This is a genomic window from Stutzerimonas sp. VN223-3 (genome assembly GCF_045999685.1).
GTDB lineage: Bacteria > Pseudomonadota > Gammaproteobacteria > Pseudomonadales > Pseudomonadaceae > Stutzerimonas > Stutzerimonas stutzeri_AR.
The window spans coordinates 16,152-40,538 of the sequence record NZ_RBEC01000001.1 but is presented as its reverse complement, the minus strand read 5'-3'; the positions used below and the strand labels follow the sequence as shown (position 1 = coordinate 40,538).

Genomic DNA, 24,387 nt, shown 5'->3' with positions numbered 1-24,387 from the left:
TAATCAGGCAACCAGACGATCAAGCGCAGCCCGATCCAGCGCCCGCATGTCGACCTTGACATAGGCAGCCGCTTCCTCGGCAATCACCACGGCATCCGACACGCCCGGAACCGCCAACATTTGCTCAGCGAGAGCAGGATTAATCGCGGCGTCAACCGACAATGGCAGGCGCAGGCCGGTAACGTACGGTGGCTCGCGCATGCCCCAGGCAACCATCAACCACAGCGCGCAAAGCGCCGCGCAACCGATAAAAACCAGCCCTAGACCACCTTGCTGATAGAACCAACCACCAAAAATGCCGCCAATGCCAGCACCAAGAAACTGACTGGTAGAGTAAACCCCCATCGCCGTGCCCTTGCCACCAGCTGGCGCGACCTTGCTGATCAGCGAGGGCAGCGATGCTTCCAGCAGATTGAAAGCGATGAAGAACACGATCATGCCACCGACTAGCGACCAGAGACGATCACCGAACCACCAGAAGAACACCTCGGCCAACAGCAGCACGCTAACGGCTCCTAACAGGACGCGCTTCATCTGACGCTTCTTCTCGCCATAAATGATGAAGGGCACCATGCCGAAGAAACCAACCACCAGGGCCGTGAGGTAGACCCACCAGTGTTCGTCCTTGGGTAACGCCGCTTCCTCTACCAGCGCCAACGGCAGTGCAACGAAACTGGCCATGAGGATTGCGTGCAACGCGAGGATGCTAAAGTCCAGCCGAAGCAAATCCGGATGACGCAGCGTGGCACCGAGCGCCTGCTTGGCGACACCTGATTCACGATGGCGTAGATGCTGGTGAGCGCGCGGCAATGTGGCGACAACCAGCGCACCCATCAGAGCCATCCCGGCAGTCGCCCAGAATAATCCGGACAGACCGAAAGCGCGGGTCAGCAGAGGACCGACGACCATTGCCACCGCGAACGAAATGCCAATGCTCATGCCAATCATCGCCATCGCCTTGGTGCGATGCTGCTCGCGTGTGAGATCCGACAACAGCGCCATCACCGCGGCCGAGATCGCCCCAGCACCCTGCAGGATGCGGCCGGCGATCACGCCCCAGATAGAATCGGCCGTCGCCGCCAATACTGCCCCCGCGGCGAAGATCAGCAAGCCGAAATAGATCACTGGCAGGCGGCCGATCCGATCAGAGAGCATGCCGAACGGAATTTGCAGCATCGCCTGGGTCAAACCATAAGCACCAATAGCGAGACCAATCAGCGCCGGCGTAGCACCCTGCAGATCCATGCCGTAGGTTGCCAGCACTGGCAGCACCATGAACATGCCGAGCATGCGAAACGCGAAAACCAGGGCCAGCCCGGATGCTGCGCGGGTTTCGCTGGAGCTCATTCGCTCGCTGTAAGGATCCTGCATGGAGGGTCTCGCTTCAATGAACCGGCGGCGATTCTAACAGTCATCCCCTGCGCGGCACAGGCGCGCTATTTTGCCGCGACGTCGCCTACGGCCGTATAATTTCGGGTTTTCGCCCGCCAAGCGAGGCTGCTTTGGACAAGATTCTGATTCGTGGGGCTCGTACCCATAACCTGAAGAACATCGACCTGACCCTGCCGCGCGACAAGCTGATCGTGATTACCGGCCTGTCCGGTTCCGGCAAGTCCTCTCTGGCGTTCGATACGCTTTATGCCGAAGGACAGCGGCGCTACGTCGAGTCGCTTTCGGCATATGCCCGGCAATTTCTCTCGATGATGGAAAAGCCCGACGTAGATACCATCGAAGGGCTGTCCCCTGCGATCTCCATCGAGCAGAAGTCCACCTCGCACAATCCGCGTTCCACGGTCGGCACCATCACCGAGATCTACGATTACCTGAGACTGCTCTATGCCCGAGTAGGCACCCCGCGCTGTCCCGACCACGACGCCCCGCTGGAGGCGCAGACCGTCAGCCAGATGGTCGATCAAGTATTGGCACTACCGGAGGGCCGCAAGCTGATGCTGCTGGCGCCGGTGATTCGCGAGCGCAAAGGCGAACACCTGGCGGTATTCGACGAACTGCGCGCTCAGGGTTTCGTCCGCGCGCGGGTCAATGGCCGGCTATACGAGCTCGATGAGCTGCCAAAACTGGATAAGCAGAAGAAGCATTCCATCGACGTGGTGGTAGATCGCTTCAAGGTACGCAGCGATTTGCAACAGCGTCTCGCCGAATCTTTCGAAACAGCACTCAAGCTGGCCGACGGCATCGCGTTGGTCGCCTCGATGGAAGAGGAAGACGACAGCGAGGAAATGATCTTTTCCGCACGCTTCGCCTGCCCGATCTGCGGTCATTCGATCAGCGAACTCGAGCCCAAGCTGTTCTCGTTCAACAATCCGGCCGGGGCCTGTCCGACCTGTGACGGCCTCGGGGTCAAACAGTTCTTCGACGCCAAGCGCCTGGTCAATGGCGAACTGACGCTGGCCGAGGGCGCGATTCGCGGCTGGGATCGGCGCAACGTCTATTACTTCCAGATGCTGGGCTCACTCGCCACGCATTACGGTTTCAGTCTCGAGGAGCCTTTTGATTCTCTCCCGGCGGAGCAGCAGAAAGCCGTATTGCGCGGCAGCGGGAAGGAGAACGTGGACTTCCGCTACTTGAATGATCGCGGCGACATCGTCAAACGTTCACACCCCTTCGAGGGAATCATCCCCAACCTCGAGCGCCGCTATCGGGAAACCGAGTCCAACTCGGTGCGCGAAGAGTTGGCCAAATACCTCAGCACCCAGCCCTGCCCAGAATGCCGAGGCACCCGCCTACGCCGCGAAGCGCGCCATGTATGGGTAGGCGACAAGACTCTGCCGGCAGTGACCGGACTGCCGATAGGCGATGCTACCGAATACTTTGGAGGTCTCTCTCTGTCGGGCCGTCGCGGCGAAATTGCCGACAAGATTCTCAAGGAAATCCGCGAGCGTCTGCAGTTTCTGGTCAACGTCGGTCTCGATTACCTAACCCTGGACCGCAGCGCCGATACCTTATCTGGTGGCGAGGCGCAGCGTATCCGTTTGGCCAGCCAGATCGGAGCGGGTCTGGTCGGAGTGATGTACATCCTCGACGAACCCTCGATCGGCCTGCACCAACGCGACAACGAACGCCTGCTCGGCACCCTGCGCCACCTGCGAGACATCGGCAATACCGTGATCGTCGTCGAGCACGACGAAGACGCCATAAGGCTTGCCGATTATGTAGTCGACATCGGCCCCGGTGCCGGCGTGCACGGCGGGCAAATTGTCGCCGAGGGCACACCCGACGAGGTGATGAACAATCCTGCCTCGCTTACTGGCGGCTATCTGTCCGGACGGGTGAAGATTCTCTACCCTGCCGAGCGCACCCCACGCGACGCCAGCAAACTACTCAAACTCAAAGGCGCGCGTGGCAACAATCTACGCAACGTCGATCTGGAAATTCCAGTCGGGCTGCTCACCTGTATCACCGGTGTCTCCGGCTCGGGTAAGTCGACGCTGATCAACAACACGCTGTTCCCCATAACCGCCACAGCCTTGAACGGCGCAACGACACTTGAAGTCGCGCCCCATGACTCGTTTGACGGCCTGCAGCATCTGGATAAGGTGGTGGATATCGATCAGAGCCCGATCGGCCGCACACCACGTTCCAATCCTGCAACCTATACCGGCTTGTTTACGCCTATTCGCGAGCTGTTCGCCGGCGTACCCGAAGCACGCTCGCGCGGTTACGGACCCGGCCGTTTCTCGTTCAACGTTAAGGGCGGCCGCTGCGAAGCCTGCCAGGGCGACGGCGTGATCAAGGTGGAGATGCACTTCCTGCCGGACATTTACGTTCCTTGCGATGTGTGTAAGGGCAAGCGCTACAACCGCGAAACCTTGGAAGTGAAGTACAAGGGCAAGAGCATTACCGAAGTGCTGGACATGACGATCGAGGAGGCTCGGGAGTTTTTCGATCCGGTACCGGCCGTCGCGCGAAAGCTACAAACACTAATGGATGTGGGCTTGTCGTACATCAAGCTGGGGCAAAGCGCGACCACGCTTTCCGGCGGCGAGGCGCAGCGGGTCAAGCTCTCTCGAGAGCTGTCCAAGCGCGATACGGGCAAGACGCTTTACATCCTTGATGAACCCACCACCGGCTTACACTTCGCCGATATCCAGCAACTGCTCGACGTGCTGCACCGGCTGCGCGACCACGGCAACACCGTCGTGGTGATCGAGCACAACCTGGACGTGATCAAGACCGCTGACTGGCTCGTCGATCTAGGCCCCGAAGGCGGATCGAAAGGCGGGCAGATTATAGCGACCGGCACGCCCGAGGAAGTTGCGCGAATGCCGCAATCACATACCGGTCACTTCCTCAAGCCGCTGCTGGAGCGAGATAAGGTCTAGATCTGTAGCCATTCACTGCGCACCGTGATGAAACGGCTACAGCTCTTAACACGGCCGCAAAGCCTCGGATGAGCATCAGCGCTCACGTCCTGTATCGATAGATTAGCTCGCTCGAGCGTGTTCAACCCGCCCTTACCGCGCCCCGAAAACGAAGAAGCCCGTAGCAGTTGCCACGGGCTTCTTTATGCGGCGTGCTGATCAGGCCAGCGCTTCCTCGACCGGGAGATCAAGAGCGCTGGCGATGCCAGCACCATAGCCTGGGTCAGCCAGGTAGCAATGCTTGATGTGCCGCAGCTTGATATGGCGCGCCGCATCACCCATGGCCCGCGCCGTGTTCTCGAATAGACGTTGCTGCTCATCCGCATTCATCAGCCGGAACAGATCGCCCGGCTGGGTGAAATAGTCAGCATCATCTGCGCGATAATCGTAACGGGCAGCGGCACCTTCGAGCGCCAGCGGCGGCTCGCTAAAGTCAGGCTGCTCCCGCCATTCGCCGTAAGTGTTCGGCTCGTAGTGCAAGCGACCACCGTGATTGCCATCGACCCGCATCGCACCATCGCGATGATAGCTATGCACTGGACAACGCGGCGCATTGACCGGGATCTGGTGATGATTGACACCTAGCCGGTAGCGCTGTGCATCGCCGTAGGAGAACAGACGCCCCTGCAGCATGCGATCCGGCGAGAAGCTGATGCCCGGCACTACGTTCGCGGGCGTGAATGCTGCCTGCTCGACATCCTGGAAGTAGTTGTCGGCATTGCGGTTGAGCTCGTAGTAACCCACTTCGATCAGCGGGTAATCCTTCTTCGACCAGACCTTGGTCAGATCGAACGGATGGAAGCGATAGCTTGCCGCCTCGGCTTCGGGCATCACCTGCACATACATGGTCCAGCGTGGAAAATCGCCACGCTCAATAGCCTCGAACAGGTCGCGCTGAGAGCTTTCACGATCGCCCGCAACAATCGCGGCGGCTTCAGCATCGGTAAGGTTCTTGATGCCCTGCTGGGTCTTGAAATGGAACTTGACCCAGTAGCGCTGGTTATCGGCACTGATGAAGCTGTAGGTGTGCGAGCCGAAACCGTGCATGTGTCGGTAGGAAGCTGGGATCCCTCGATCACCCATCACATAGGTAATCTGGTGCAGCGCTTCGGGCAGGCTGGTCCAGAAGTCCCAATTATTGTTGGCGCTGCGCATGTTAGTGCGCGGGTCGCGCTTGACCGCGTGGTTCAGGTCGGGAAATTTCAGCGGATCGCGAAAAAAGAAGACCGGCGTGTTGTTGCCGACCATGTCCCAATTGCCCTGCTCGGTATAAAACTTCAGGGCATAACCACGGATATCCCGCTCGGCATCGGCGGCGCCACGCTCGCCTGCCACAGTAGAGAAACGCGCGAACATCGACGTCTTTTTTCCAATTTTGGAGAATATCGTCGCCTTGGTGTAGCGGGTGATGTCGTGGGTAACCACGAACTCGCCAAAGGCGCCAGAGCCCTTGGCATGCATGCGCCGCTCGGGAATCACTTCACGATCAAAGTGTGCAAGCTTCTCCAGAAACCAAACATCTTGCAGCAGCATCGGGCCACGTGAGCCGGCGGTCATGGAATTCTGGTTTTCAGCCACCGGCGCGCCGGCGACGGTCGTCAATCTGGGCTTGTCAGTCATGTTGGCTCCTTGAACGGCAGTCCATAAATACAGCGAAACCGGTGATACCGGCGGTACGGGGAGCATCATAGGAAGCCAGGCGAACCGGGGCCAATGCGTTGAATCAAGACCCTCGATAGAAAATCCAGATATAAAAAAACCGAGCCTGGAGGCTCGGTTTTCTGTTCCGAAAAGCTGGAGCTTATTCGGATGCTTCCACTTCACCGGTAACCGGACGGTCGACCAGTTCGACGTAAGCCATCGGTGCATTGTCCCCGGCACGGAAGCCGCACTTGAGGATGCGCAGATAACCACCCTGACGGGTGGCATAACGCGGGCCTAGATCACTGAACAATTTACCGACGATAGCCTTCGAACGGGTACGGTCGAAAGCCAGACGACGATTGGCAACGCTGTCTTCCTTGGCCAAGGTGATCAGCGGCTCTGCAACACGACGCAGCTCCTTGGCCTTGGGCAGAGTAGTCTTGATCAGTTCGTGCTCGAACAGCGATACCGCCATGTTCTGAAACATGGCCTTGCGATGTGCGCTTGTGCGGCTGAGATGACGGCCACTTTTACGATGACGCATGATTGAAATTCCTTACCAAACGATTAGTTCGGTGACTAGGGACGATCAGGCCGTAGCCTTATCGTCCTTCTTGAGACTTGCCGGCGGCCAATTGTCGAGGCGCATACCGAGGGACAGACCACGGGAAGCCAGAACGTCTTTGATTTCGGTCAGAGACTTCTTGCCCAAATTCGGCGTTTTTAACAGCTCTACTTCAGTGCGCTGAATCAGGTCACCGATGTAGTAGATGTTTTCTGCCTTGAGGCAGTTCGCCGACCGCACGGTCAGTTCCAAGTCATCAACTGGACGCAACAGGATCGGATCGATCTCGTCTTCCTGTTCGACCACGACCGGCTCGCTGTCACCCTTGAGGTCGACGAACGCGGCCAACTGCTGCTGCAGAATGGTCGCGGCACGACGGATCGCTTCTTCAGGATCCAGGGTTCCGTTGGTTTCCAGATCGATGACCAGCTTGTCCAAGTTAGTACGCTGCTCAACACGAGCGTTTTCGACAACATAAGCTACGCGACGAACCGGGCTGAAAGTTGCGTCGAGCTGAAGACGGCCAATACTGCGGCTTTCATCTTCATCGCTCTGGCGCGCGTCTGCTGGCTCGTAACCACGGCCGCGAGCGACCTTGAGCTTCATGTTGATCGACCCATTAGCCGCCAGGTTGGCGATCAGATGATCACCATTGACGATTTCGACATCGTGATCCAGCTGGATATCGGCAGCGGTAACAGCGCCCGCGCCCTTCTTCACCAGGCTCAAGGTCACTTCATCACGGCCATGCAGCTTGATGGCGATACCTTTGAGGTTCAGCAGGATTTCGATTACATCTTCCTGCACGCCCTCGATGGCGCTGTACTCGTGGAGCACACCGTCGATCTCAGCCTCGACCACAGCGCAGCCGGGCATGGAGGACAACAGAATGCGGCGCAGCGCGTTGCCCAGGGTATGGCCGAAACCACGCTCAAGAGGCTCGAGCGTAATCTTGGCACGGGTCGGACTGACCACCTGCACATCGATATGGCGGGGGGTCAGGAACTCATTTACCGAAATCTGCATGGATACACCTATTTTCTAGCCCTTACTTGGAGTAGAGCTCGACAATCAGGTTTTCGTTGATGTCGGCGGACAGATCACTGCGAGCCGGAACATTCTTGAAAACACCGGATTTCTTGTCGGCATCTACTTCGACCCACTCAACGCGACCGCGCTGTACGCACAGTTCCAGGGCTTGGGCGATACGCAGCTGGTTACGGCACTTCTCACGGACGGCGACAACATCACCCGCCTTCACTTGGAAGGACGGAACATTAACGGTCTTGCCGTTAACACTGATTGCCTTGTGGGAAACTAGCTGACGCGATTCGGCACGAGTAGAGCCGAAGCCCATGCGGTAAACCACGTTGTCCAGACGGCATTCCAACAGTTGCAGCAGGTTTTCACCGGTAGCGCCCTTACGACTGGCCGCTTCCTTGTAGTAACCGCTGAACTGGCGCTCAAGCACGCCATAGATACGGCGGACTTTCTGCTTTTCACGCAGCTGAGTACCGTAGTCAGACAGACGACCACGACGCTGACCATGAACACCCGGTGGGGTTTCGATGTTGCACTTTGATTCGAGCGCGCGCGCACCACTCTTCAGAAAGAGATCGGTGCCTTCACGACGAGACAGTTTGCACTTGGGACCAATATAACGAGCCATTTCTCACTGTCTCCTGATTACACGCGGCGCTTCTTCGGCGGACGGCACCCGTTGTGCGGGATCGGCGTCACGTCGGTGATGCTGGCGATTTTATAACCACAGCCGTTCAATGCACGAACAGCAGATTCACGACCCGGACCTGGCCCCTTGACGTTGACGTCGAGGTTCTTCAGACCATATTCCAGTGCAGCCTGACCGGCACGCTCTGCGGCTACCTGAGCAGCGAACGGGGTGCTTTTACGCGAACCGCGGAAGCCCGAGCCACCGGACGTCGCCCAGGACAACGCGTTACCCTGGCGATCGGTGATCGTGATGATGGTGTTATTGAAAGACGCATGGATGTGGGCGATGCCATCAACCACTGTCTTTTTGACTTTTTTACGAGGACGAGCAGCAGGTTTTGCCATTACTTAAATTCCTACGCGATTACTTGCGGATCGGCTTGCGCGGGCCCTTACGGGTGCGAGCGTTGGTCTTGGTACGCTGACCGCGCACCGGCAGACCACGACGATGGCGCAGGCCGCGGTAGCAACCCAGGTCCATCAAGCGCTTGATCTTCATGTTGACTTCGCGACGCAGATCACCTTCAACGATGAACTTGGCCACTTCGCCGCGCAGCAGTTCGACCTGCTCGTCGGAGAGATCCTTGATTTTTGCTGCCGGATTTACGCCGGTAGCGGCGCAGATAGACTGCGCACGGGTGCGACCAACACCATAGATGTAGGTCAGCGAGATAACAGTGTGCTTGTTATCCGGAATGTTTACGCCTGCAATACGGGCCATTCAGTGAAACTCCAATTGACAGCTACCCAACGCCCCGGAAGCCAAGAAAAGGGCGCGAGATACTAACGCTGTAATAACAAATAATCAACCCGGCAGCGCACTAGCTACCGGGCTCAAGCCTTAGCTCACAATCAGCCTTGGCGCTGTTTGTGACGCGGTTCTGCGCTGCAGATCACCCGAACGACGCCTTCGCGACGGACGATTTTGCAGTTGCGGCACAGTTTTTTGACCGATGCACGAACTTTCATGACCAACTCCTAGAACCTTACGGACAAGTCAGCGAAGCATTCCGCTGCCATAGCCCTTCAGGTTGGCTTTTTTCATCAGGGAATCATACTGGTGAGACATGAGGTGCGACTGCACTTGGGACATGAAGTCCATTACAACCACAACCACGATCAGCAACGATGTCCCGCCAAGGTAGAACGGAACGTTTGCTGCCACCACAAGGAACTGAGGTAGCAGACATACGGCCGTCATGTAGAGGGCACCGAACATGGTCAAGCGAGTCAGTACGCCATCGATATAGCGCGCCGACTGCTCACCAGGACGAATCCCTGGGATAAACGCACCGGACTTCTTCAGGTTCTCCGCAACGTCTTTAGGATTGAACATCAATGCCGTGTAGAAGAAGCAGAAAAAGATGATGCCGGCGCTGAACAACAAGATATTCAACGGCTGACCAGGCGCGATCGATTGAGAGACATCAGCCAGCCAGCCCATGCTTTCCGACTGGCCGAACCATTGCCCCAGCGAAGCGGGGAATAACAGAATACTGCTAGCAAAGATCGCAGGAATGACACCGGCCATGTTCACTTTCAGCGGCAAGTGGCTGGTCTGCGCAGCAAAAACCTTCCGACCTTGCTGACGCTTGGCGTAGTGCACGGCTATACGCCGCTGACCACGCTCAATGAACACCACAAAACCAATGATCGCAACGGCCAGGAGCCCGACAGCCAGCAGCGCGATGATATTGACATCACCTTGCCGCGCAGACTCGAACGACTGCCCTAAAGCACCGGGCAGACCAGCGACGATACCAGCAAAAATCAGCATCGAGATGCCGTTACCAACACCTCGCTCGGTAATCTGCTCACCCAACCACATCATGAACATCGCACCAGCCACGAAGGTGGTGATAGCCACGAAGTAGAAGCCGAAGTCGTTACTGAAAGCGACACCCTGGCCAGCTAGACCGACCGCCATACCTATAGCCTGCACAATAGCCAGCACCAGCGTACCGTAACGCGTGTACTGGCTTATCTTGCGACGGCCCGCCTCGCCTTCTTTCTTCAACTGTTCCAGTTGAGGACTAACAGCGGTCATGAGCTGCATGATGATCGATGCCGAAATGTACGGCATGATCCCCAACGCGAAAATGCTCATGCGCTCCAGCGCACCACCAGAGAACATGTTGAACAGGCTAAGGATGGTCCCTTCGTTCTGACGGAACAGCTCGGCCAACCTGTCGGGATTGATACCCGGCACCGGGATGTGCGCACCAACACGATAGACGATGATCGCCATCAGCAGAAAACGCAGACGAGCCCAGAGTTCAGACAGCCCGCCATTACTCAGCGCGGAGAGAGCACCTTGCTTAGCCATTTATTCCTCGAACTTGCCGCCAGCTGCTTCGATAGCCGCACGCGCACCTTTGGTGGCGGCGATGCCCTTCAAGGTGACCGCACGCCCAACCTCACCGGACAGCATGATTTTCACCCGCTGCACGTTCTGGTTGATGACGTTGGCATCCTTAAGGCTCTGCACGGTTACGACATCGCCCTGGACCTTGGCCAGTTCGGAAGTACGAACCTCGGCACGATCCATCGCTTTCAGGGAGACGAAGCCGAACTTCGGCAGGCGACGATGCAATGGCTGTTGGCCGCCTTCGAAACCGGGCGCGATCTTGCCGCCGGAGCGGGAAGTCTGACCCTTGTGACCACGACCACCGGTCTTGCCGAGGCCGCTACCGATACCACGGCCCGGACGCAGCTTTTCGCGACGGGCGCCTGGCGCAGAACGCAAATCGTTCAGTTGCATGGCTTAGCCCTCCACACGGAGCATGTAATAAGCCTTGTTGATCATGCCGCGATTTTCAGGAGTGTCCTGAACTTCCACGGTGTGACCAATGCGACGCAGGCCGAGACCCTTGACGCACAGCTTGTGATTGGGGATACGACCGCTGACGCTTTTGATCAGCGTGACCTTGACGGTGTTAGCCATGATCAGGAAATCTCCTCAACGCTCTTGCCACGCTTCGCAGCGATCGACTCAGGCGACTGCATGGCTTTCAAACCCTTGAAGGTGGCATGAACCACGTTCACCGGGTTGGTGGAGCCATAGCACTTGGCCAGGACGTTCTGCACGCCGGCAACTTCCAGAATGGCGCGCATGGCACCACCAGCGATTACACCGGTACCTTCGGAAGCAGGCTGCATGTACACCTTGGAAGCGCCATGCGCAGCCTTGGTGGCGTATTGCAGCGTGGTGCCGTTCAGATCGACCTGGATCATATTGCGGCGAGCCGCTTCCATGGCCTTCTGAATAGCGGCCGGAACTTCGCGGGACTTACCACGACCGAAACCGACACGACCCTTACCATCACCCACCACGGTCAACGCGGTGAAGGTGAAGATACGGCCGCCTTTTACTGTTTTGGCGACGCGGTTAACTTGAACCAGCTTCTCAATGTAGCCTTCGTCGCGCTTTTGCTCGTTATATGCCATAACTTAGAACTCCAGCCCGCCTTCACGAGCAGCATCAGCCAGTGCCTTGACACGACCGTGGTACTTGAAGCCAGAACGGTCGAACGCCACCTGGGTGACACCTGCGGCCTTAGCACGCTCAGCGACCAGCTGACCAACTTTCTTGGCAGCGTCGACGTTGCCGGTGGCTCCGTCGCGCAGTTCTTTGTCGAGAGTCGAGGCACTGGCCAGGACCTTGCCGCCGTCGGCCGAAAGGACCTGGGCGTAGATGTGCTGCGAAGAGCGGTACACACAAAGGCGTACGGCTTCCAGCTCGCGCATCTTCAGGCGTGCCTTGCGAGCGCGACGCAGACGAGTAACTTTCTTTACGCTCATTTGCTATGCCCTACTTCTTCTTAGCTTCTTTACGACGGACCACTTCGTCCGAGTAACGCACGCCTTTGCCTTTGTAAGGCTCAGGACGACGGAAATCACGGATTTCAGCAGCCACCTGACCGACCAGTTGCTTATCGACACCCTTGATCAGGATATCGGTCTGGCTGGGGGTCTCAGCGGTAACGCCTTGCGGCAGTTCATATTCCACCGGATGCGAGAAGCCGAGAGCCAGGGACAGCACTTGACCTTTGGCTTGCGCCTTGTAACCAACACCAACCAGCTGGAGCTTGCGCTCGAAGCCTTGGCTGACGCCGATCACCATGTTGTTAACCAGCGCACGGGTGGTACCGGCCATGGCACGGTTCTGCTGATCGCCATTACGCGCAGCAAAACGCAGCTCACCAGCCTCGTGAATAACTTCCACGGACGAGTGCACATTCAGTTCGAGAGCACCCTTGGCACCCTTCACCGAAAGCCGCTGACCAGACATGTTGAATTCAACACCGGCGGGCAGCTTGACGGGGTTCTTAGCAACGCGAGACATGCTTATCCCCCCCTTAGAACACTGTGCAGAGCACTTCGCCGCCGACGCCAGCAGCGCGAGCAGCCCGATCAGTCATCACACCTTTGTTGGTGGACACGATCGAAACACCCAGACCGCCGCGAACCTTCGGCAACTGATCAACGGATTTGTACTGGCGAAGGCCAGGACGGCTTACGCGCTTGAGTTCCTCGATGACCGGACGGCCTTCGAAGTACTTTAGCTCGATGGACAGCTGCGGCTTGGCGTCGCTGCTGACGTTGTATCCTGCGATATAGCCTTCACCTTGAAGAACGTTGGCTACAGCCACCTTCAGAGTGGAAGACGGCATGCTTACGACGGACTTTTCGGCCATCTGGGCATTACGGATACGAGTTAGCATGTCCGCTAACGGGTCCTGCATACTCATGGGCTCTTGGCTCCTAATACTAAAAAATAAGCCCGCGAGGGCTCGTGTCGCCGACAAGAAGAGCAAACACCAAAGGGCGTGGCTCGGGCGAGCCGGACATTCTAGAGATAGTCCAGAAACGAATCAAGCCCCGTAAGGGGCTTGATTGAAAACAGCAAGCCCGACGCGAACGCCGGGCCACCATCTTACCAGCTGGCCTTGACCAGACCTGGAACGTCACCGCGCATAGCGGCCTGACGCAGCATGTTACGCGCAAGACCGAACTTGCGATAAACACCATGCGGACGACCGGTCAGGCGGCAGCGATTGCGCAGGCGAGATGCACTCGCGTCGCGCGGCTGCTTCTGCAACGCAACCTGAGCTTCCCAACGCGCTTCCGGAGTGGACTCCGGGTTAGCGATGATCGCTTTCAGCGCGGCACGCTTCTGGGCGTACTTGGCAACCGTCTGCTGACGCTTCAGCTCGCGGTTCTTCATGCTTTGCTTAGCCATGTGCCTACTCCAATCAGTTACGGAACGGGAAGTTGAAGGCACGCAGCAGTGCGCGACCCTCTTCATCCGTCCGAGCAGTAGTGGTCAGAGTGATGTCCAGACCACGCAGGGCATCGATCTTGTCATAATCGATTTCCGGGAAGATGATCTGCTCTTTGACGCCCATGCTGTAGTTGCCACGGCCGTCGAACGACTTGGCATTCAGGCCGCGGAAGTCGCGGACCCGAGGCAGGGAGATCGACAACAGACGATCCAGGAATTCATACATACGATCGCTGCGCAGCGTCACCTTGACGCCGATCGGCCAACCTTCGCGGACCTTGAAGCCTGCGATGGATTTGCGAGCGTGAGTCACGACGACCTTTTGGCCGGTGATCTTTTCAAGATCAGCAACGGCGTTATCGATGATTTTCTTGTCACCGATCGCCTCGCCGATACCCATGTTAAGGGTGATCTTGGTGATGCGCGGAACTTCCATCACGTTGCCGAGCTGAAGCTCTTCTTTCAGCTTGGGAGCGATTTGCTTCCGATAAACTTCTTTTAGTCGTGCCATGGTTATCTACCTAGCAGTCTCAAGCTTCAACCGGCTTTTGGGTCGACTTGAAGACACGAATTTTCTTGCCGTCTTCAACCTTGAATCCAACGCGGTCAGCCTTGTTGGTTTCGCCATTGAAGATAGCGACGTTAGAGGCGTGCAGTGGCGCCTCTTTCTCGACGATACCGCCCTGAACGCCCGACATCGGGTTCGGCTTGGTATGACGCTTGACCAGGTTGATGCCACCGACGACCAGACGGTCGTCAGCGAGAACCCGAAGCACCTTACCGCGCTTACCCTTGTCTTTGCCGGCGATGACGATGATCTCGTCGTTGCGACGAATCTTTTGCATGCGGCTTCTCCTTACAGCACTTCAGGCGCGAGCGAGACGATCTTCATGAACTTCTCGGAACGAAGTTCACGGGTCACCGGCCCGAAAATACGGGTGCCAATAGGCTCCTGCTTGTTGTTCAACAGAACAGCAGCATTGCCATCGAAGCGGATAATGGAGCCGTCCGGACGACGAACACCGTGACGGGTACGGACTACGACAGCAGTCATTACCTGGCCTTTCTTGACCTTGCCACGCGGAATCGCTTCCTTGACGGTAACCTTGATGATGTCGCCGATGCCGGCGTAACGGCGGTGCGAACCGCCGAGGACCTTGATACACATGACGCGACGAGCGCCACTGTTATCCGCCACATCGAGCATTGATTGAGTCTGAATCATATAATTTCTCCGACCCCTAGCCCTTAGACTTCGACGGCACGTTCAACGACATCAACCAGCATCCAGCACTTGGTCTTCGCCAGCGGACGAGTCTCGCGGATAGTGACCTTGTCGCCGATACGGCACTGGTTGGTTTCGTCGTGGGCGTGCAGTTTGGTCGAACGCTTCACGTATTTACCGTAGATCGGGTGCTTGACGCGACGCTCGATCAGAACGGTGATGCTTTTGTCCATCTTGTCGCTGACGACGCGGCCAGTCAGCGTGCGGACAGTTTTTTCAACTTCAGCCATGATCACTTACCTGCCTGCTGGTTGAGCACAGTCTTGACACGAGCGATGTCGCGCTTGACTTGCGAGAGCAGGTGAGACTGCCCCAACTGGCCAGTTGCTTTCTGCATGCGCAGATTGAACTGGTCGCGCAGCAGCTCGAGCAGTTGCTCGTTCAGCTGCTGAGCGGATTTTTCACGAAGTTCATTCGCTTTCATCACATCACCGTCCGCTTAACAAAGGAGGTGGCGAGCGGCAGCTTTGCAGCGGCCAGGGCGAATGCCTCACGCGCCAGCTCTTCGGAAACACCCTCGATCTCGTAGAGCACCTTGCCCGGTTGAATCTGGGCTACCCAGTACTCGACGTTACCCTTACCTTTACCCATCCGGACTTCCAGAGGCTTCTTGGTGACAGGCTTGTCGGGGAATACGCGGATCCAGATCTTGCCGCCACGCTTCACGTGACGGGTCAACGCACGACGTGCGGACTCGATCTGACGCGCGGTGAGACGACCACGCGCAACAGACTTCAGAGCGAACTCGCCGAAGCTGACTTTGCTACCGCGCTGAGCCAGGCCACGGTTGTGGCCGGTCATCTGCTTGCGGAATTTTGTACGCTTGGGTTGCAACATTTGGCGTACTCCTTACTTGGCAGCTTTTTTACGAGGCGCAGGCGCTTGCGGCTTGAGCTCTTCATGGCGACCACCAATCACTTCGCCTTTGAAGATCCAGACCTTGACGCCGATCACACCGTAGGTGGTGTGCGCTTCGTAGGTGTTGTAGTCGATATCGGCACGCAGGGTGTGCAGCGGCACACGACCTTCCCGATACCATTCCGTACGGGCGATTTCAGCCCCACCCAGACGACCGCTCACCTGGATCTTGATGCCCTTGGCACCAATGCGGATCGCGTTCTGTACGGCGCGCTTCATGGCGCGACGGAACATTACGCGACGCTCCAGCTGCTGAGCGACGTTCTGTGCTACCAGCATTGCATCGAGTTCCGGCTTGCGGATTTCTTCGATGTTGATGTGCACCGGCACACCCATTTTCTTGGTCAGGTCCTGACGCAGCTTCTCGACATCTTCACCTTTCTTGCCGATCACGATACCGGGACGAGCAGTGTGGATGGTGATGCGTGCTGTCTGAGCCGGACGATGGATATCGATACGGCTTACGGACGCGCTTTTTAGTTTGTCTTGGAGGTACTCACGCACGTTCAGATCTGCAAGCAGATAATCGGCGTACGTACGACCGTCTGCGTACCAGACGGAAGTGTGCTCCTTGACGATTCCCAGGCGAATGCCAGTGGGATGTACTTTCTGACCCATCTGATCGACTCCGTTACTTGTCCGCAACCTTGACAGTGATATGGCAAGACCGCTTGACGATGCGATCAGCGCGGCCTTTGGCACGCGGCATGATGCGCTTAAGCGAACGCCCCTCGTTGACGAAGACGGTGGAAACCTTCAGGTCATCCACGTCAGCGCCTTCGTTGTGCTCGGCGTTGGCTACGGCCGACTCCAGCACTTTCTTCATGATCTCGGCGGCTTTCTTACTGCTGAAAGCCAGCAGGTTGAGCGCTTCGCCCACCTTCTTCCCGCGGATCTGGTCGGCGACCAGGCGGGCTTTCTGGGCGGAGATGCGAGCGCCCGACAACTTAGCGGCTACTTCCATCTTTCCTTACCCCTTAGCGCTTGCCTTTCTTGTCCGCTACGTGCCCGCGATAGGTGCGGGTACCAGCGAACTCGCCGAGTTTGTGACCGACCATGTCTTCGCTCACGAGAACGGGGACATGTTGACGGCCGTTATGCACAGCGATGGTCAGACCGACCATTTGCGGCAGGATCATCGAACGACGCGACCAGGTTTTAACCGGCTTGCGATCGTTCTTTTCCATCGCCACTTCGACCTTCTTCAATAGGTGAAGATCGATAAAAGGACCTTTTTTCAGAGAACGCGGCACTGTCGTATCCCTCTAGTTACTTGCGACGACGGACGATCATGTTATCGGTGCGCTTGTTAGAGCGAGTCTTCGCGCCCTTGGTTGGGAAGCCCCATGGCGACACCGGATGACGACCACCGGAGGTACGACCCTCACCACCACCGTGGGGGTGATCGACCGGGTTCATTGCCACACCGCGAACGGTCGGGCGAACACCGCGCCAACGCTTGGCACCGGCTTTACCCAGCGAACGCAGGCTGTGCTCGGAGTTCGAGACTTCGCCCAGGGTCGCGCGGCATTCAGCCAGCACTTTGCGCATCTCGCCGGAGCGAAGACGCAGGGTTACATAGGCGCCTTCACGCGCAACCAGCTGAGCCGAAGCACCAGCGGAGCGAGCGATCTGAGCACCCTTGCCCGGCTTGAGCTCGACACCGTGAACGGTGGAACCCAGCGGAATGTTGCGCAGCGGCAGGCTGTTACCAGCCTTGATCGGCGCGTTGACGCCGGAGAGCAGCTGATCGCCAGCGGTTACGCCTTTCGGCGCAATGATGTAGCGACGTTCACCGTCGGCGTACTTCAGCAGCGCGATGTGCGCAGTACGGTTCGGATCGTATTCGACGCGTTCGACGATGGCAGGGATGCCATCCTTGTTGCGACGAAAATCGACCAGACGGTAATGCTGCTTATGACCACCACCGATGTGACGAGTGGTGATACGACCGTTGTTGTTACGACCGCCGGACTTCGACTTCTTCTCGAGCAGCGGAGCATAAGGAGCGCCTTTGTGCAGCTCCTGATTGACCACCTTGACCACGAAACGGCGGCCCGCGGAAGTCGGTTTGCATTTAACGATTGCCATGATGCACCCCTTCCTTACTCAGCGTTGCCGGAGAAATCGAGATCCTGGCCCGGCTGAAGCGCGATGTACGCCTTCTTCCAGTCGTTACGCTTGCCCAGACCGCGAGCGGTGCGCTTGGTCTTACCCTGAACATTCAGGGTACTGACCTTGGCCACCTTCACGTTGAACAGGCTTTCGACGGCCTTCTTGATTTCCAGCTTGGTTGCATCAGTAGCAACCTTGAAAACGAACTGGCTCTTGCTGTCGGCCAGCATGGTTGCCTTCTCGGAGACGTGTGGGCCAAGCAGGACTTTGAATACGCGTTCCTGGTTCATCCCAGCAGCTCCTCGAATTTCTTCACAGCCGACACGGTGATCAACACCTTGTCATAGGCGATCAGGCTGACAGGATCCGAACCTTGCACATCGCGTACATCGACGTGAGGCAGGTTGCGAGCCGCCAGATAAAGATTCTGATCAACAGCATCGGAAACGATCAGCACATCGTTCAGACCCATGTCAGTCAGCTTGTTAGCAAGCAGCTTGGTCTTGGGGCTGTCGACAGCGAAGTCTTCCACAACGACCAGACGCTCAGAGCGCACTAGCTCGGAGAGGATGGAGCGCAGCGCTGCGCGATACATCTTCTTGTTGAGCTTCTGATCATGGTTCTGCGGACGAGCTGCGAAAGTCACACCACCGCCACGCCAGATCGGACCACGCGAAGTACCGGCACGAGCGCGACCAGTACCCTTCTGACGCCAGGGACGCTTGCCGCCACCGGACACATCGGAGCGAGTCTTCTGCTGCTTGCTACCCTGACGACCGCCAGCCATGTAGGCGACGACTGCCTGGTGCACCAGCGTCTCATTGAACTCACCACCAAAGGTTTGCTCGGAGACTTCGATGGCTTGTGCGCCATTAACATTCAATTGCATGTGAACTCCCCCTTACCCGCGAGCCTTGGCAGCCGGACGCACGACAACGTCACCACCAGTGGCGCCGGGCACTGCACCCTTGACCAACAGCAGGTTACGCTCAGCATCGACACGCACGATTTCCAGGGACTGCACGGTTACGCGCTCGGCGCCCATGTGCCCGGACATCTTCTTGCCCTTAAAAACGCGGCCTGGTGTTTGGCACTGGCCAATCGAACCCGGAACGCGGTGGGATACGGAGTTACCGTGAGTATTGTCCTGACCACGGAAATTCCAGCGCTTAATGGTACCGGCAAAGCCTTTACCTTTGGACTGACCGGTGACATCCACCATCTGTCCAGCCTGGAAGATTTCAGCGTTGATCTGGTCACCAGCCTGGAATTCCTCGCCATCAAGACGGAACTCCCAAACGCCACGACCGGCAGCTACGTTCGCCTTCGCGAAGTGACCAGCCTGAGCTTTGGTAACACGGGACGCGCGACGCTCGCCGACAGTGACCTGTACGGCGCGATAGCCATCGCTCTCTTCATTCTTGAACTGAGTGACGCGATTCGGCTCGATCTCGATGACCGTAACCGGAATAGAGACACCATCTTCGATGAAAATGCGGGTCATACCGCATTTACGACCGACTACACCAATAGTCATGTTGTAACCTCTTGAGTGTACGGGGCTTTCACCCGCTATGGCCGCCCATTTCAGAGCGTTACACGACTAAAACTCCTAGGTTTTAGCCGAGGCTGATCTGCACTTCCACACCAGCCGCAAGATCAAGCTTCATCAGCGCATCGACGGTCTTATCAGTCGGCTGAACGATGTCCAGCACACGCTTATGAGTACGGATCTCATACTGGTCGCGCGCATCTTTGTTGACGTGCGGAGAAACCAGAACAGTGAACCGCTCTTTGCGGGTTGGCAGTGGAATCGGACCACGCACCTGAGCACCAGTACGCTTCGCGGTTTCCACGATTTCCTGGGTTGATTGATCGATCAGGCGATGGTCAAAAGCCTTCAACCGAATACGGATTTGTTGGTTTTGCATTTTGACCTCAGACTCCAATTAGCCATCCCTACTAGGCGCAATACGCCCGGTAAAAGGAGGCGCAATTGTACGGATGCGTCCAGGGGGTGTCAATAAATGATCAATAATAGAAAAAGGGCCCCGAAGGACCCTTTCCGACATCGAAAATATTATTCGATGATCTTGGCAACCACACCAGCACCAACGGTACGACCACCTTCGCGAATCGCGAAGCGCAGGCCGTCTTCCATGGCGATCGGAGCGATCAGGGTAACAACCATCTTGATGTTGTCGCCCGGCATTACCATCTCAACGCCTTCCGGCAGTTCGCAGTTACCAGTCACGTCAGTGGTACGGAAGTAGAACTGCGGACGGTAGCCCTTGAAGAACGGAGTATGGCGACCGCCTTCTTCCTTGCTCAGTACGTAGACTTCGCCTTCGAACTTGGTGTGCGGCTTGATGGTGCCCGGCTTGGCCAGAACCTGACCGCGCTCGACGTCATCACGCTTGGTGCCGCGCAACAGCACGCCCACGTTCTCACCAGCACGACCTTCGTCGAGCAGCTTGCGGAACATCTCGACACCAGTGCAGGTGGTCTTGGTCGTGGCGCGGATACCAACGATTTCGATCTCTTCCTGAACCTTGACGATGCCGCGCTCAACACGACCAGTCACAACGGTACCGCGACCGGAGATCGAGAACACGTCTTCGATCGGCATTAGGAACGGCTTGTCGATAGCGCGCTCAGGCTCTGGAATGTAGCTATCCAGAGTCTCGACCAGCTTGCGCACGGCCGATACGCCCATCTCGTTGTCGTCCTGGCCGTTCAGGGCCATCAGAGCAGAACCGATGATGATCGGCGTGTCGTCGCCAGGGAAGTCGTAAGTCGACAGCAGATCACGCACTTCCATCTCGACCAACTCGAGCAGCTCAGCGTCATCCACCATGTCAGCCTTGTTCAGGAAGACCACGATATAAGGAACACCAACCTGACGGGACAGCAGGATATGCTCGCGAGTTTGCGGCATCGGGCCGTCAGCAGCGGAGCAAACCAGGATCGCACCGTCCATCTGCGCCGCACCGGTGATCATGTTCTTCACATAGTCAGCGTGACCTGGGCAGTCAACGTGCGCGTAGTGACGGATCGAGGAATCATATTCAACGTGGGAGGTGTTGATGGTGATACCACGAGCCTTCTCTTCCGGCGCGTTGTCGATCTGCGAGAAGTCACGCGCAGAGCCGCCCCAGGTCTCCGCGCAGACCTTGGTCAGCGCGGCGGTGAGCGTGGTCTTGCCATGGTCGACGTGACCAATGGTGCCGACGTTCAGGTGCGGTTTGTTACGTTCGAATTTTTCTTTAGCCACGACAGTAAACCTCTTACTTAAAGGGCTGAATCAACCTTGTTTTTTAACCAGTGCTTCGACGATATTCGACGGAGCCTCGGAGTACTTGGAGAATTCCATGGAGTAGCTTGCACGACCTTGGGACATGGAACGCACGTCGGTCGCATAACCAAACATCTCACCGAGCGGAACCTCAGCACGGATCACCTTGCCGGTAACCGTATCTTCCATACCCTGGATCAGACCGCGACGACGGTTCAGGTCACCCATCACGTCACCCATGTAGTCCTCAGGGGTTACCACTTCTACCTTCATGATCGGCTCAAGCACAACACCGCCACCCTTCTGGGCCAGCTGCTTGGTCGCCATGGAAGCGGCCACCTTGAACGCCATCTCGTTAGAGTCGACGTCATGGTAGGAACCATCGAAAACGGTTGCCTTCAGGCCAATAAGCGGATAACCGGCAACGACGCCGTTCTTCATCTGCTCTTCGATGCCCTTCTGGATCGCCGGGATGTATTCCTTCGGAACCACACCACCTACAACCTCGTTGACGAACACCAGACCTTCCTGACCTTCGTCTGCCGGCGCGAAGCGAATCCAGCAATGACCGAACTGGCCACGACCACCGGACTGGCGAACAAACTTACCTTCGATTTCGCAGTTCTTGGTGATCTTCTCGCGGTAGGAAACCTGCGGCTTGCCGATGTTGGCCTCGACGTTGAACTCGCGCTTCATGCGGTCCACGAGGATATCCAGATGCAGCTCGCCCATACCGGAGATAATGGTCTGGCCGGTTTCTTCGTCGGTCTTGACGCGGAACGAAGGGTCTTCCTGGGCCAACTTGCCCAGTGCGATACCCATCTTTTCCTGGTCGGCCTTGGTTTTCGGCTCGACAGCTACCGAGATGACCGGCTCCGGGAAATCCATGCGCTCAAGGATGATTGGCTTGTCAGCGTTACACAGGGTTTCACCAGTGGTCACGTCTTTCATGCCGATCAGCGCAGCGATGTCGCCCGCGCGCACCTCCTTAATTTCCTCACGCTGGTTGGCATGCATTTGCACCATACGACCAACGCGTTCTTTCTTGCCCTTGACCGAGTTGATGACCGAGTCACCAGACTGCAAGACGCCAGAGTACACACGAACAAAGGTCAGCGTGCCCACGAACGGGTCAGTCGCGATCTTGAACGCCAGAGCCGAGAAAGGCTCGTCGTCGTCAGCGTGGCGCTCGTCCTTGATCTCGTTTTCTTCGGTGCTATCCGGATGAACGCCCTGAATCGCAGGGATTTCGGTAGGAGCAGGCAAGTAGTCGATCACCGCATCGAGAACAAGAGGAACGCCCTTATTCTTGAACGACGAGCCGCAAACTGCAGGAACGATTTCACCAGCCAGGGTGCGCGCACGCAGGCCTGCCTTAATTTCCTCGACGGTCAGCTCGCCGCCTTCGAGATACTTGTTCATCAGTTCTTCATTGGCTTCGGCAGCCGACTCGATCATGTTCGAGCGCCACTCGTCCGCCAAATCTTGAAGCTCGGCCGGAATTTCCTCCTCGCGGTAGGAAGTACCCTTGTCGTCTTCGTTCCAGTAGATGGCCTTCATCTTGATCAAATCGATCTGGCCTTCGAAGTTCTCTTCGGAACCAATAGCCAGCTGAACCGGCACTGGGGTGTGCCCCAGCCGATTCTTGATCTGACCAACGACGCGCAGGAAGTTGGCGCCAGCACGATCCATCTTGTTCACGTAAACGATACGCGGCACGCCGTATTTGTTAGCCTGACGCCATACCGTTTCGGACTGCGGCTCAACACCGGAGGTACCACAGAACACGACGACAGCGCCATCAAGAACGCGCAGCGAACGCTCTACTTCAATGGTGAAGTCAACGTGACCAGGGGTGTCAATAACGTTTACACGGTAATTATCGTACTGACCGCGCGAACCTTTCCAGAAGGTGGTAACGGCAGCGGAGGTAATGGTGATACCACGCTCCTGCTCCTGCACCATCCAGTCGGTAGTAGCCGCACCGTCATGCACCTCACCCATCTTGTGGCTAAGGCCTGTATAAAACAGGATCCGCTCGGTCGTAGTGGTCTTGCCCGCATCAACGTGCGCACAGATACCGATGTTACGGTAGCGGTTAATTGCTGTATTACGAGCCATAAAGCCCTCGCAAATTGAGTGGTACCGGGATTTAGAAACGGTAGTGCGAGAACGCCTTGTTGGCCTCAGCCATGCGGTGCACATCTTCACGCTTCTTGACTGCAGCGCCCTTGCCTTCAAATGCATCCGACAGCTCACCTGCCAAACGCAGGGCCATGGATTTCTCGCCACGCTTGCGCGCAGCATCTACCAGCCAGCGCATCGCCAAGGCGTTACGACGGGAAGGACGAACTTCGACCGGAACCTGGTAAGTCGCACCACCTACGCGGCGGGACTTCACTTCGACCAGCGGAGCGATGGCGTCGAGTGCTTTTTCGAAGATTTCCAGGGGATCGCTATTCTTGCGCTCTTTGACCTTGTCCAGAGCACCATAAACGATACGTTCGGCAACGGCCTTCTTGCCGCTTTCCATTACGTGGTTCATGAACTTGGCAAGAATCAGACTTCCGTACTTCGGATCGTCAAGGATCTCGCGCTTGGCTGCTACACGACGTCTTGGCATTGATAAGCCCTCAAACGGTCTTCAGGTTAGCCCGGGACTATAACGAAGAGGTTACGCCCGACCTTACTCTTATCGACTCAAATAAATAGAAATACTGATTACTTCGGACGCTTGGCGCCGTACTTGGAGCGACCCTGCTTACGATCCTTGACACCAGAGGTATCCAGCGAACCGCGCACGGTGTGGTAGCGAACACCCGGAAGGTCTTTTACACGACCGCCACGGATAAGCACCACGCTGTGCTCTTGCAGGTTATGCCCCTCACCACCGATATAGGAGGCGACTTCAAAACCGTTGGTCAGGCGAACACGGCATACTTTACGCAGTGCAGAGTTCGGTTTCTTTGGCGTGGTGGTGTACACGCGAGTGCACACACCACGGCGTTGCGGGCAGTTCTGCAGCGCAGGGACGTCGCTTTTCTCGACGACGCGCTTGCGCGGCTGGCGTACCAGCTGGTTGATCGTTGCCATCTACTAGCTCCACTGTTGTCTTTCGACACAAACGAAAAATGGCAGGGCGCACGGCCCCGCCAAATTAGGGGTACAAGA

35 protein-coding genes are annotated in these 24,387 nt (G+C 57.2%); 1 reads left to right on the top strand and 34 read right to left on the bottom strand.

The features are described 5' to 3' along the window. Positions 1-3: 3 nt before the first annotated feature. Positions 4-1,371 carry an MFS transporter gene (locus D7241_RS00255; RefSeq protein ID WP_408099817.1) on the bottom strand — a complete coding sequence of 456 codons (1,368 nt, stop codon included), beginning with the start codon at positions 1,369-1,371 and terminating at the stop codon, positions 4-6. A 131-nt stretch (positions 1,372-1,502) separates the two neighbouring features. Here D7241_RS00255 and uvrA point away from each other — a divergent pair, with 131 nt between their 5' ends. Next, entirely contained in the window at positions 1,503-4,340 is a 2,838-nt protein-coding gene (gene uvrA / locus D7241_RS00250; protein ID WP_255982593.1) for an excinuclease ABC subunit UvrA, read from the top strand. 198 nt (positions 4,341-4,538) lie between these two features. Here the strand turns inward: uvrA and D7241_RS00245 are convergent, their stop codons facing one another. The 33 genes from D7241_RS00245 to rpsL form a co-directional block, all read right to left on the bottom strand. Further along, a complete protein-coding gene (locus D7241_RS00245) occupies positions 4,539-5,999 on the bottom strand; it encodes a catalase (protein WP_255982595.1) in 1,461 nt (486 codons plus the stop codon). A 181-nt stretch (positions 6,000-6,180) separates the two neighbouring features. After that, positions 6,181-6,567 (bottom strand): 50S ribosomal protein L17, encoded by a 387-nt coding sequence (rplQ, locus tag D7241_RS00240; protein WP_255982597.1) that lies wholly within the window; start codon positions 6,565-6,567, stop codon positions 6,181-6,183. A 45-nt stretch (positions 6,568-6,612) separates the two neighbouring features. Further along, complete coding sequence (locus tag D7241_RS00235) at positions 6,613-7,614, bottom strand: DNA-directed RNA polymerase subunit alpha (protein ID WP_019339960.1); 1,002 nt, start codon at positions 7,612-7,614, stop codon at positions 6,613-6,615. 22 nt (positions 7,615-7,636) lie between these two features. Beyond that, the gene (gene rpsD / locus D7241_RS00230) at positions 7,637-8,257 is read right to left on the bottom strand and encodes a 30S ribosomal protein S4 (RefSeq protein ID WP_158186161.1); all 621 of its coding nucleotides are present in this window, start codon (positions 8,255-8,257) and stop codon (positions 7,637-7,639) included. A gap of 17 nt (positions 8,258-8,274) precedes the next feature. Next, positions 8,275-8,664 carry a 30S ribosomal protein S11 gene (gene rpsK, locus D7241_RS00225; RefSeq protein ID WP_014854207.1) on the bottom strand — a complete coding sequence of 130 codons (390 nt, stop codon included), beginning with the start codon at positions 8,662-8,664 and terminating at the stop codon, positions 8,275-8,277. 19 nt (positions 8,665-8,683) lie between these two features. After that, positions 8,684-9,040, bottom strand: a complete 357-nt coding sequence (rpsM, locus tag D7241_RS00220) for a 30S ribosomal protein S13 (RefSeq protein ID WP_037025764.1) — start codon at positions 9,038-9,040, stop codon at positions 8,684-8,686. A 131-nt stretch (positions 9,041-9,171) separates the two neighbouring features. Then, the gene (gene rpmJ / locus D7241_RS00215) at positions 9,172-9,288 is read right to left on the bottom strand and encodes a 50S ribosomal protein L36 (RefSeq protein WP_014854209.1); all 117 of its coding nucleotides are present in this window, start codon (positions 9,286-9,288) and stop codon (positions 9,172-9,174) included. Positions 9,289-9,316: 28 nt separating this feature from the next. Then, complete coding sequence (gene secY / locus D7241_RS00210; protein ID WP_408099816.1) at positions 9,317-10,645, bottom strand: preprotein translocase subunit SecY; 1,329 nt, start codon at positions 10,643-10,645, stop codon at positions 9,317-9,319. Next, the gene (gene rplO, locus D7241_RS00205) at positions 10,646-11,080 is read right to left on the bottom strand and encodes a 50S ribosomal protein L15 (protein WP_102852780.1); all 435 of its coding nucleotides are present in this window, start codon (positions 11,078-11,080) and stop codon (positions 10,646-10,648) included. It abuts the gene before it with no gap. 3 nt (positions 11,081-11,083) lie between these two features. Next, on the bottom strand, positions 11,084-11,263 hold the full coding sequence (rpmD, locus tag D7241_RS00200; RefSeq protein ID WP_003281818.1) for a 50S ribosomal protein L30: 180 nt from the start codon (positions 11,261-11,263) through the stop codon (positions 11,084-11,086). Positions 11,264-11,265: 2 nt separating this feature from the next. After that, entirely contained in the window at positions 11,266-11,766 is a 501-nt protein-coding gene (gene rpsE / locus D7241_RS00195) for a 30S ribosomal protein S5 (RefSeq protein WP_019339966.1), read from the bottom strand. 3 nt (positions 11,767-11,769) lie between these two features. Continuing rightward, positions 11,770-12,120 (bottom strand): 50S ribosomal protein L18, encoded by a 351-nt coding sequence (gene rplR / locus D7241_RS00190; RefSeq protein ID WP_021209371.1) that lies wholly within the window; start codon positions 12,118-12,120, stop codon positions 11,770-11,772. Positions 12,121-12,130: 10 nt separating this feature from the next. After that, the gene (gene rplF, locus D7241_RS00185) at positions 12,131-12,664 is read right to left on the bottom strand and encodes a 50S ribosomal protein L6 (RefSeq protein ID WP_021209372.1); all 534 of its coding nucleotides are present in this window, start codon (positions 12,662-12,664) and stop codon (positions 12,131-12,133) included. A 13-nt stretch (positions 12,665-12,677) separates the two neighbouring features. Beyond that, positions 12,678-13,070, bottom strand: a complete 393-nt coding sequence (gene rpsH / locus D7241_RS00180) for a 30S ribosomal protein S8 (protein ID WP_003281824.1) — start codon at positions 13,068-13,070, stop codon at positions 12,678-12,680. 185 nt (positions 13,071-13,255) lie between these two features. Then, on the bottom strand, positions 13,256-13,561 hold the full coding sequence (rpsN, locus tag D7241_RS00175) for a 30S ribosomal protein S14 (protein ID WP_021209373.1): 306 nt from the start codon (positions 13,559-13,561) through the stop codon (positions 13,256-13,258). A gap of 13 nt (positions 13,562-13,574) precedes the next feature. Then, on the bottom strand, positions 13,575-14,114 hold the full coding sequence (gene rplE, locus D7241_RS00170) for a 50S ribosomal protein L5 (protein ID WP_019339970.1): 540 nt from the start codon (positions 14,112-14,114) through the stop codon (positions 13,575-13,577). A 19-nt stretch (positions 14,115-14,133) separates the two neighbouring features. Beyond that, positions 14,134-14,448, bottom strand: a complete 315-nt coding sequence (gene rplX, locus D7241_RS00165) for a 50S ribosomal protein L24 (RefSeq protein WP_019339971.1) — start codon at positions 14,446-14,448, stop codon at positions 14,134-14,136. Between the two features lie 11 nt (positions 14,449-14,459). Beyond that, positions 14,460-14,828, bottom strand: a complete 369-nt coding sequence (rplN, locus tag D7241_RS00160) for a 50S ribosomal protein L14 (RefSeq protein ID WP_003289207.1) — start codon at positions 14,826-14,828, stop codon at positions 14,460-14,462. A 23-nt stretch (positions 14,829-14,851) separates the two neighbouring features. Then, complete coding sequence (gene rpsQ, locus D7241_RS00155) at positions 14,852-15,118, bottom strand: 30S ribosomal protein S17 (protein WP_029404618.1); 267 nt, start codon at positions 15,116-15,118, stop codon at positions 14,852-14,854. Positions 15,119-15,120: 2 nt separating this feature from the next. After that, positions 15,121-15,312: a 50S ribosomal protein L29 gene (gene rpmC / locus D7241_RS00150; protein WP_003289209.1), complete on the bottom strand. Its 192-nt coding sequence runs from the start codon at positions 15,310-15,312 to the stop codon at positions 15,121-15,123. Beyond that, positions 15,312-15,725 carry a 50S ribosomal protein L16 gene (gene rplP / locus D7241_RS00145; protein WP_021209374.1) on the bottom strand — a complete coding sequence of 138 codons (414 nt, stop codon included), beginning with the start codon at positions 15,723-15,725 and terminating at the stop codon, positions 15,312-15,314. The genes rpmC and rplP overlap by 1 nt, the downstream gene beginning before the upstream one ends. 12 nt (positions 15,726-15,737) lie before the next feature. Continuing rightward, positions 15,738-16,424, bottom strand: a complete 687-nt coding sequence (gene rpsC / locus D7241_RS00140) for a 30S ribosomal protein S3 (protein WP_021209375.1) — start codon at positions 16,422-16,424, stop codon at positions 15,738-15,740. A gap of 13 nt (positions 16,425-16,437) precedes the next feature. Further along, complete coding sequence (gene rplV / locus D7241_RS00135; RefSeq protein WP_003103908.1) at positions 16,438-16,770, bottom strand: 50S ribosomal protein L22; 333 nt, start codon at positions 16,768-16,770, stop codon at positions 16,438-16,440. A gap of 13 nt (positions 16,771-16,783) precedes the next feature. Beyond that, on the bottom strand, positions 16,784-17,059 hold the full coding sequence (rpsS, locus tag D7241_RS00130) for a 30S ribosomal protein S19 (protein ID WP_021209376.1): 276 nt from the start codon (positions 17,057-17,059) through the stop codon (positions 16,784-16,786). A gap of 16 nt (positions 17,060-17,075) precedes the next feature. Beyond that, on the bottom strand, positions 17,076-17,897 hold the full coding sequence (rplB, locus tag D7241_RS00125) for a 50S ribosomal protein L2 (RefSeq protein ID WP_408099815.1): 822 nt from the start codon (positions 17,895-17,897) through the stop codon (positions 17,076-17,078). Positions 17,898-17,911: 14 nt separating this feature from the next. Continuing rightward, positions 17,912-18,211: a 50S ribosomal protein L23 gene (gene rplW, locus D7241_RS00120; RefSeq protein WP_021209378.1), complete on the bottom strand. Its 300-nt coding sequence runs from the start codon at positions 18,209-18,211 to the stop codon at positions 17,912-17,914. After that, complete coding sequence (gene rplD, locus D7241_RS00115) at positions 18,208-18,810, bottom strand: 50S ribosomal protein L4 (protein ID WP_255982612.1); 603 nt, start codon at positions 18,808-18,810, stop codon at positions 18,208-18,210. Before rplD ends, rplW begins: the two co-directional genes overlap by 4 nt. A gap of 12 nt (positions 18,811-18,822) precedes the next feature. Beyond that, positions 18,823-19,458, bottom strand: coding sequence for a 50S ribosomal protein L3 (rplC, locus tag D7241_RS00110; RefSeq protein WP_408099814.1), 636 nt, complete (start codon positions 19,456-19,458; stop codon positions 18,823-18,825). 82 nt (positions 19,459-19,540) lie between these two features. Further along, complete coding sequence (rpsJ, locus tag D7241_RS00105) at positions 19,541-19,852, bottom strand: 30S ribosomal protein S10 (RefSeq protein WP_003186070.1); 312 nt, start codon at positions 19,850-19,852, stop codon at positions 19,541-19,543. 149 nt (positions 19,853-20,001) lie between these two features. Continuing rightward, positions 20,002-21,195 (bottom strand): elongation factor Tu, encoded by a 1,194-nt coding sequence (gene tuf, locus D7241_RS00100; RefSeq protein ID WP_025240334.1) that lies wholly within the window; start codon positions 21,193-21,195, stop codon positions 20,002-20,004. 30 nt (positions 21,196-21,225) lie between these two features. After that, positions 21,226-23,337, bottom strand: a complete 2,112-nt coding sequence (gene fusA / locus D7241_RS00095) for an elongation factor G (protein WP_255983748.1) — start codon at positions 23,335-23,337, stop codon at positions 21,226-21,228. 31 nt (positions 23,338-23,368) lie between these two features. Next, on the bottom strand, positions 23,369-23,839 hold the full coding sequence (rpsG, locus tag D7241_RS00090) for a 30S ribosomal protein S7 (RefSeq protein WP_045160593.1): 471 nt from the start codon (positions 23,837-23,839) through the stop codon (positions 23,369-23,371). A 98-nt stretch (positions 23,840-23,937) separates the two neighbouring features. Further along, positions 23,938-24,309: a 30S ribosomal protein S12 gene (gene rpsL / locus D7241_RS00085; protein WP_003291416.1), complete on the bottom strand. Its 372-nt coding sequence runs from the start codon at positions 24,307-24,309 to the stop codon at positions 23,938-23,940. Positions 24,310-24,387 lie beyond the last annotated feature (78 nt).

What these genes read in the sequence shown, in the direction of transcription:
- rplN (WP_003289207.1), bottom strand. Translation starts at nt 14,828, where the DNA reads ATGATTCAGACTCAATCAATGCTCGATGTGGCGGATAACAGTGGCGCT.
- rplE (WP_019339970.1), bottom strand. Translation starts at nt 14,114, where the DNA reads ATGGCACGACTAAAAGAAGTTTATCGGAAGCAAATCGCTCCCAAGCTG.
- rpsK (WP_014854207.1), bottom strand. Translation starts at nt 8,664, where the DNA reads ATGGCAAAACCTGCTGCTCGTCCTCGTAAAAAAGTCAAAAAGACAGTG.
- rplC (WP_408099814.1), bottom strand. Translation starts at nt 19,458, where the DNA reads ATGACTATTGGTGTAGTCGGTCGTAAATGCGGTATGACCCGCATTTTC.
- rplF (WP_021209372.1), bottom strand. Translation starts at nt 12,664, where the DNA reads ATGTCTCGCGTTGCTAAGAACCCCGTCAAGCTGCCCGCCGGTGTTGAA.
- rpsE (WP_019339966.1), bottom strand. Translation starts at nt 11,766, where the DNA reads ATGGCATATAACGAGCAAAAGCGCGACGAAGGCTACATTGAGAAGCTG.
- D7241_RS00235 (WP_019339960.1), bottom strand. Translation starts at nt 7,614, where the DNA reads ATGCAGATTTCGGTAAATGAGTTCCTGACCCCCCGCCATATCGATGTG.
- rpsN (WP_021209373.1), bottom strand. Translation starts at nt 13,561, where the DNA reads ATGGCTAAGCAAAGCATGAAGAACCGCGAGCTGAAGCGTCAGCAGACG.
- rplX (WP_019339971.1), bottom strand. Translation starts at nt 14,448, where the DNA reads ATGCAAAAGATTCGTCGCAACGACGAGATCATCGTCATCGCCGGCAAA.
- rplQ (WP_255982597.1), bottom strand. Translation starts at nt 6,567, where the DNA reads ATGCGTCATCGTAAAAGTGGCCGTCATCTCAGCCGCACAAGCGCACAT.
- rpsH (WP_003281824.1), bottom strand. Translation starts at nt 13,070, where the DNA reads ATGAGTATGCAGGACCCGTTAGCGGACATGCTAACTCGTATCCGTAAT.
- rplB (WP_408099815.1), bottom strand. Translation starts at nt 17,897, where the DNA reads ATGGCAATCGTTAAATGCAAACCGACTTCCGCGGGCCGCCGTTTCGTG.
- rpmC (WP_003289209.1), bottom strand. Translation starts at nt 15,312, where the DNA reads ATGAAAGCGAATGAACTTCGTGAAAAATCCGCTCAGCAGCTGAACGAG.
- rpsG (WP_045160593.1), bottom strand. Translation starts at nt 23,839, where the DNA reads ATGCCAAGACGTCGTGTAGCAGCCAAGCGCGAGATCCTTGACGATCCG.
- rpsJ (WP_003186070.1), bottom strand. Translation starts at nt 19,852, where the DNA reads ATGCAAAACCAACAAATCCGTATTCGGTTGAAGGCTTTTGACCATCGC.
- rplP (WP_021209374.1), bottom strand. Translation starts at nt 15,725, where the DNA reads ATGTTGCAACCCAAGCGTACAAAATTCCGCAAGCAGATGACCGGCCAC.
- D7241_RS00245 (WP_255982595.1), bottom strand. Translation starts at nt 5,999, where the DNA reads ATGACTGACAAGCCCAGATTGACGACCGTCGCCGGCGCGCCGGTGGCT.
- rplR (WP_021209371.1), bottom strand. Translation starts at nt 12,120, where the DNA reads ATGAGCGTAAAGAAAGTTACTCGTCTGCGTCGCGCTCGCAAGGCACGC.
- rpsM (WP_037025764.1), bottom strand. Translation starts at nt 9,040, where the DNA reads ATGGCCCGTATTGCAGGCGTAAACATTCCGGATAACAAGCACACTGTT.
- rplW (WP_021209378.1), bottom strand. Translation starts at nt 18,211, where the DNA reads ATGAACCAGGAACGCGTATTCAAAGTCCTGCTTGGCCCACACGTCTCC.
- rplV (WP_003103908.1), bottom strand. Translation starts at nt 16,770, where the DNA reads ATGGAAGTAGCCGCTAAGTTGTCGGGCGCTCGCATCTCCGCCCAGAAA.
- rpsL (WP_003291416.1), bottom strand. Translation starts at nt 24,309, where the DNA reads ATGGCAACGATCAACCAGCTGGTACGCCAGCCGCGCAAGCGCGTCGTC.
- rpmD (WP_003281818.1), bottom strand. Translation starts at nt 11,263, where the DNA reads ATGGCTAACACCGTCAAGGTCACGCTGATCAAAAGCGTCAGCGGTCGT.
- rpmJ (WP_014854209.1), bottom strand. Translation starts at nt 9,288, where the DNA reads ATGAAAGTTCGTGCATCGGTCAAAAAACTGTGCCGCAACTGCAAAATC.
- rplD (WP_255982612.1), bottom strand. Translation starts at nt 18,810, where the DNA reads ATGCAATTGAATGTTAATGGCGCACAAGCCATCGAAGTCTCCGAGCAA.
- rpsQ (WP_029404618.1), bottom strand. Translation starts at nt 15,118, where the DNA reads ATGGCTGAAGTTGAAAAAACTGTCCGCACGCTGACTGGCCGCGTCGTC.
- rpsC (WP_021209375.1), bottom strand. Translation starts at nt 16,424, where the DNA reads ATGGGTCAGAAAGTACATCCCACTGGCATTCGCCTGGGAATCGTCAAG.
- fusA (WP_255983748.1), bottom strand. Translation starts at nt 23,337, where the DNA reads ATGGCTCGTAATACAGCAATTAACCGCTACCGTAACATCGGTATCTGT.
- D7241_RS00255 (WP_408099817.1), bottom strand. Translation starts at nt 1,371, where the DNA reads ATGCAGGATCCTTACAGCGAGCGAATGAGCTCCAGCGAAACCCGCGCA.
- rplO (WP_102852780.1), bottom strand. Translation starts at nt 11,080, where the DNA reads ATGCAACTGAACGATTTGCGTTCTGCGCCAGGCGCCCGTCGCGAAAAG.
- secY (WP_408099816.1), bottom strand. Translation starts at nt 10,645, where the DNA reads ATGGCTAAGCAAGGTGCTCTCTCCGCGCTGAGTAATGGCGGGCTGTCT.
- rpsD (WP_158186161.1), bottom strand. Translation starts at nt 8,257, where the DNA reads ATGGCTCGTTATATTGGTCCCAAGTGCAAACTGTCTCGTCGTGAAGGC.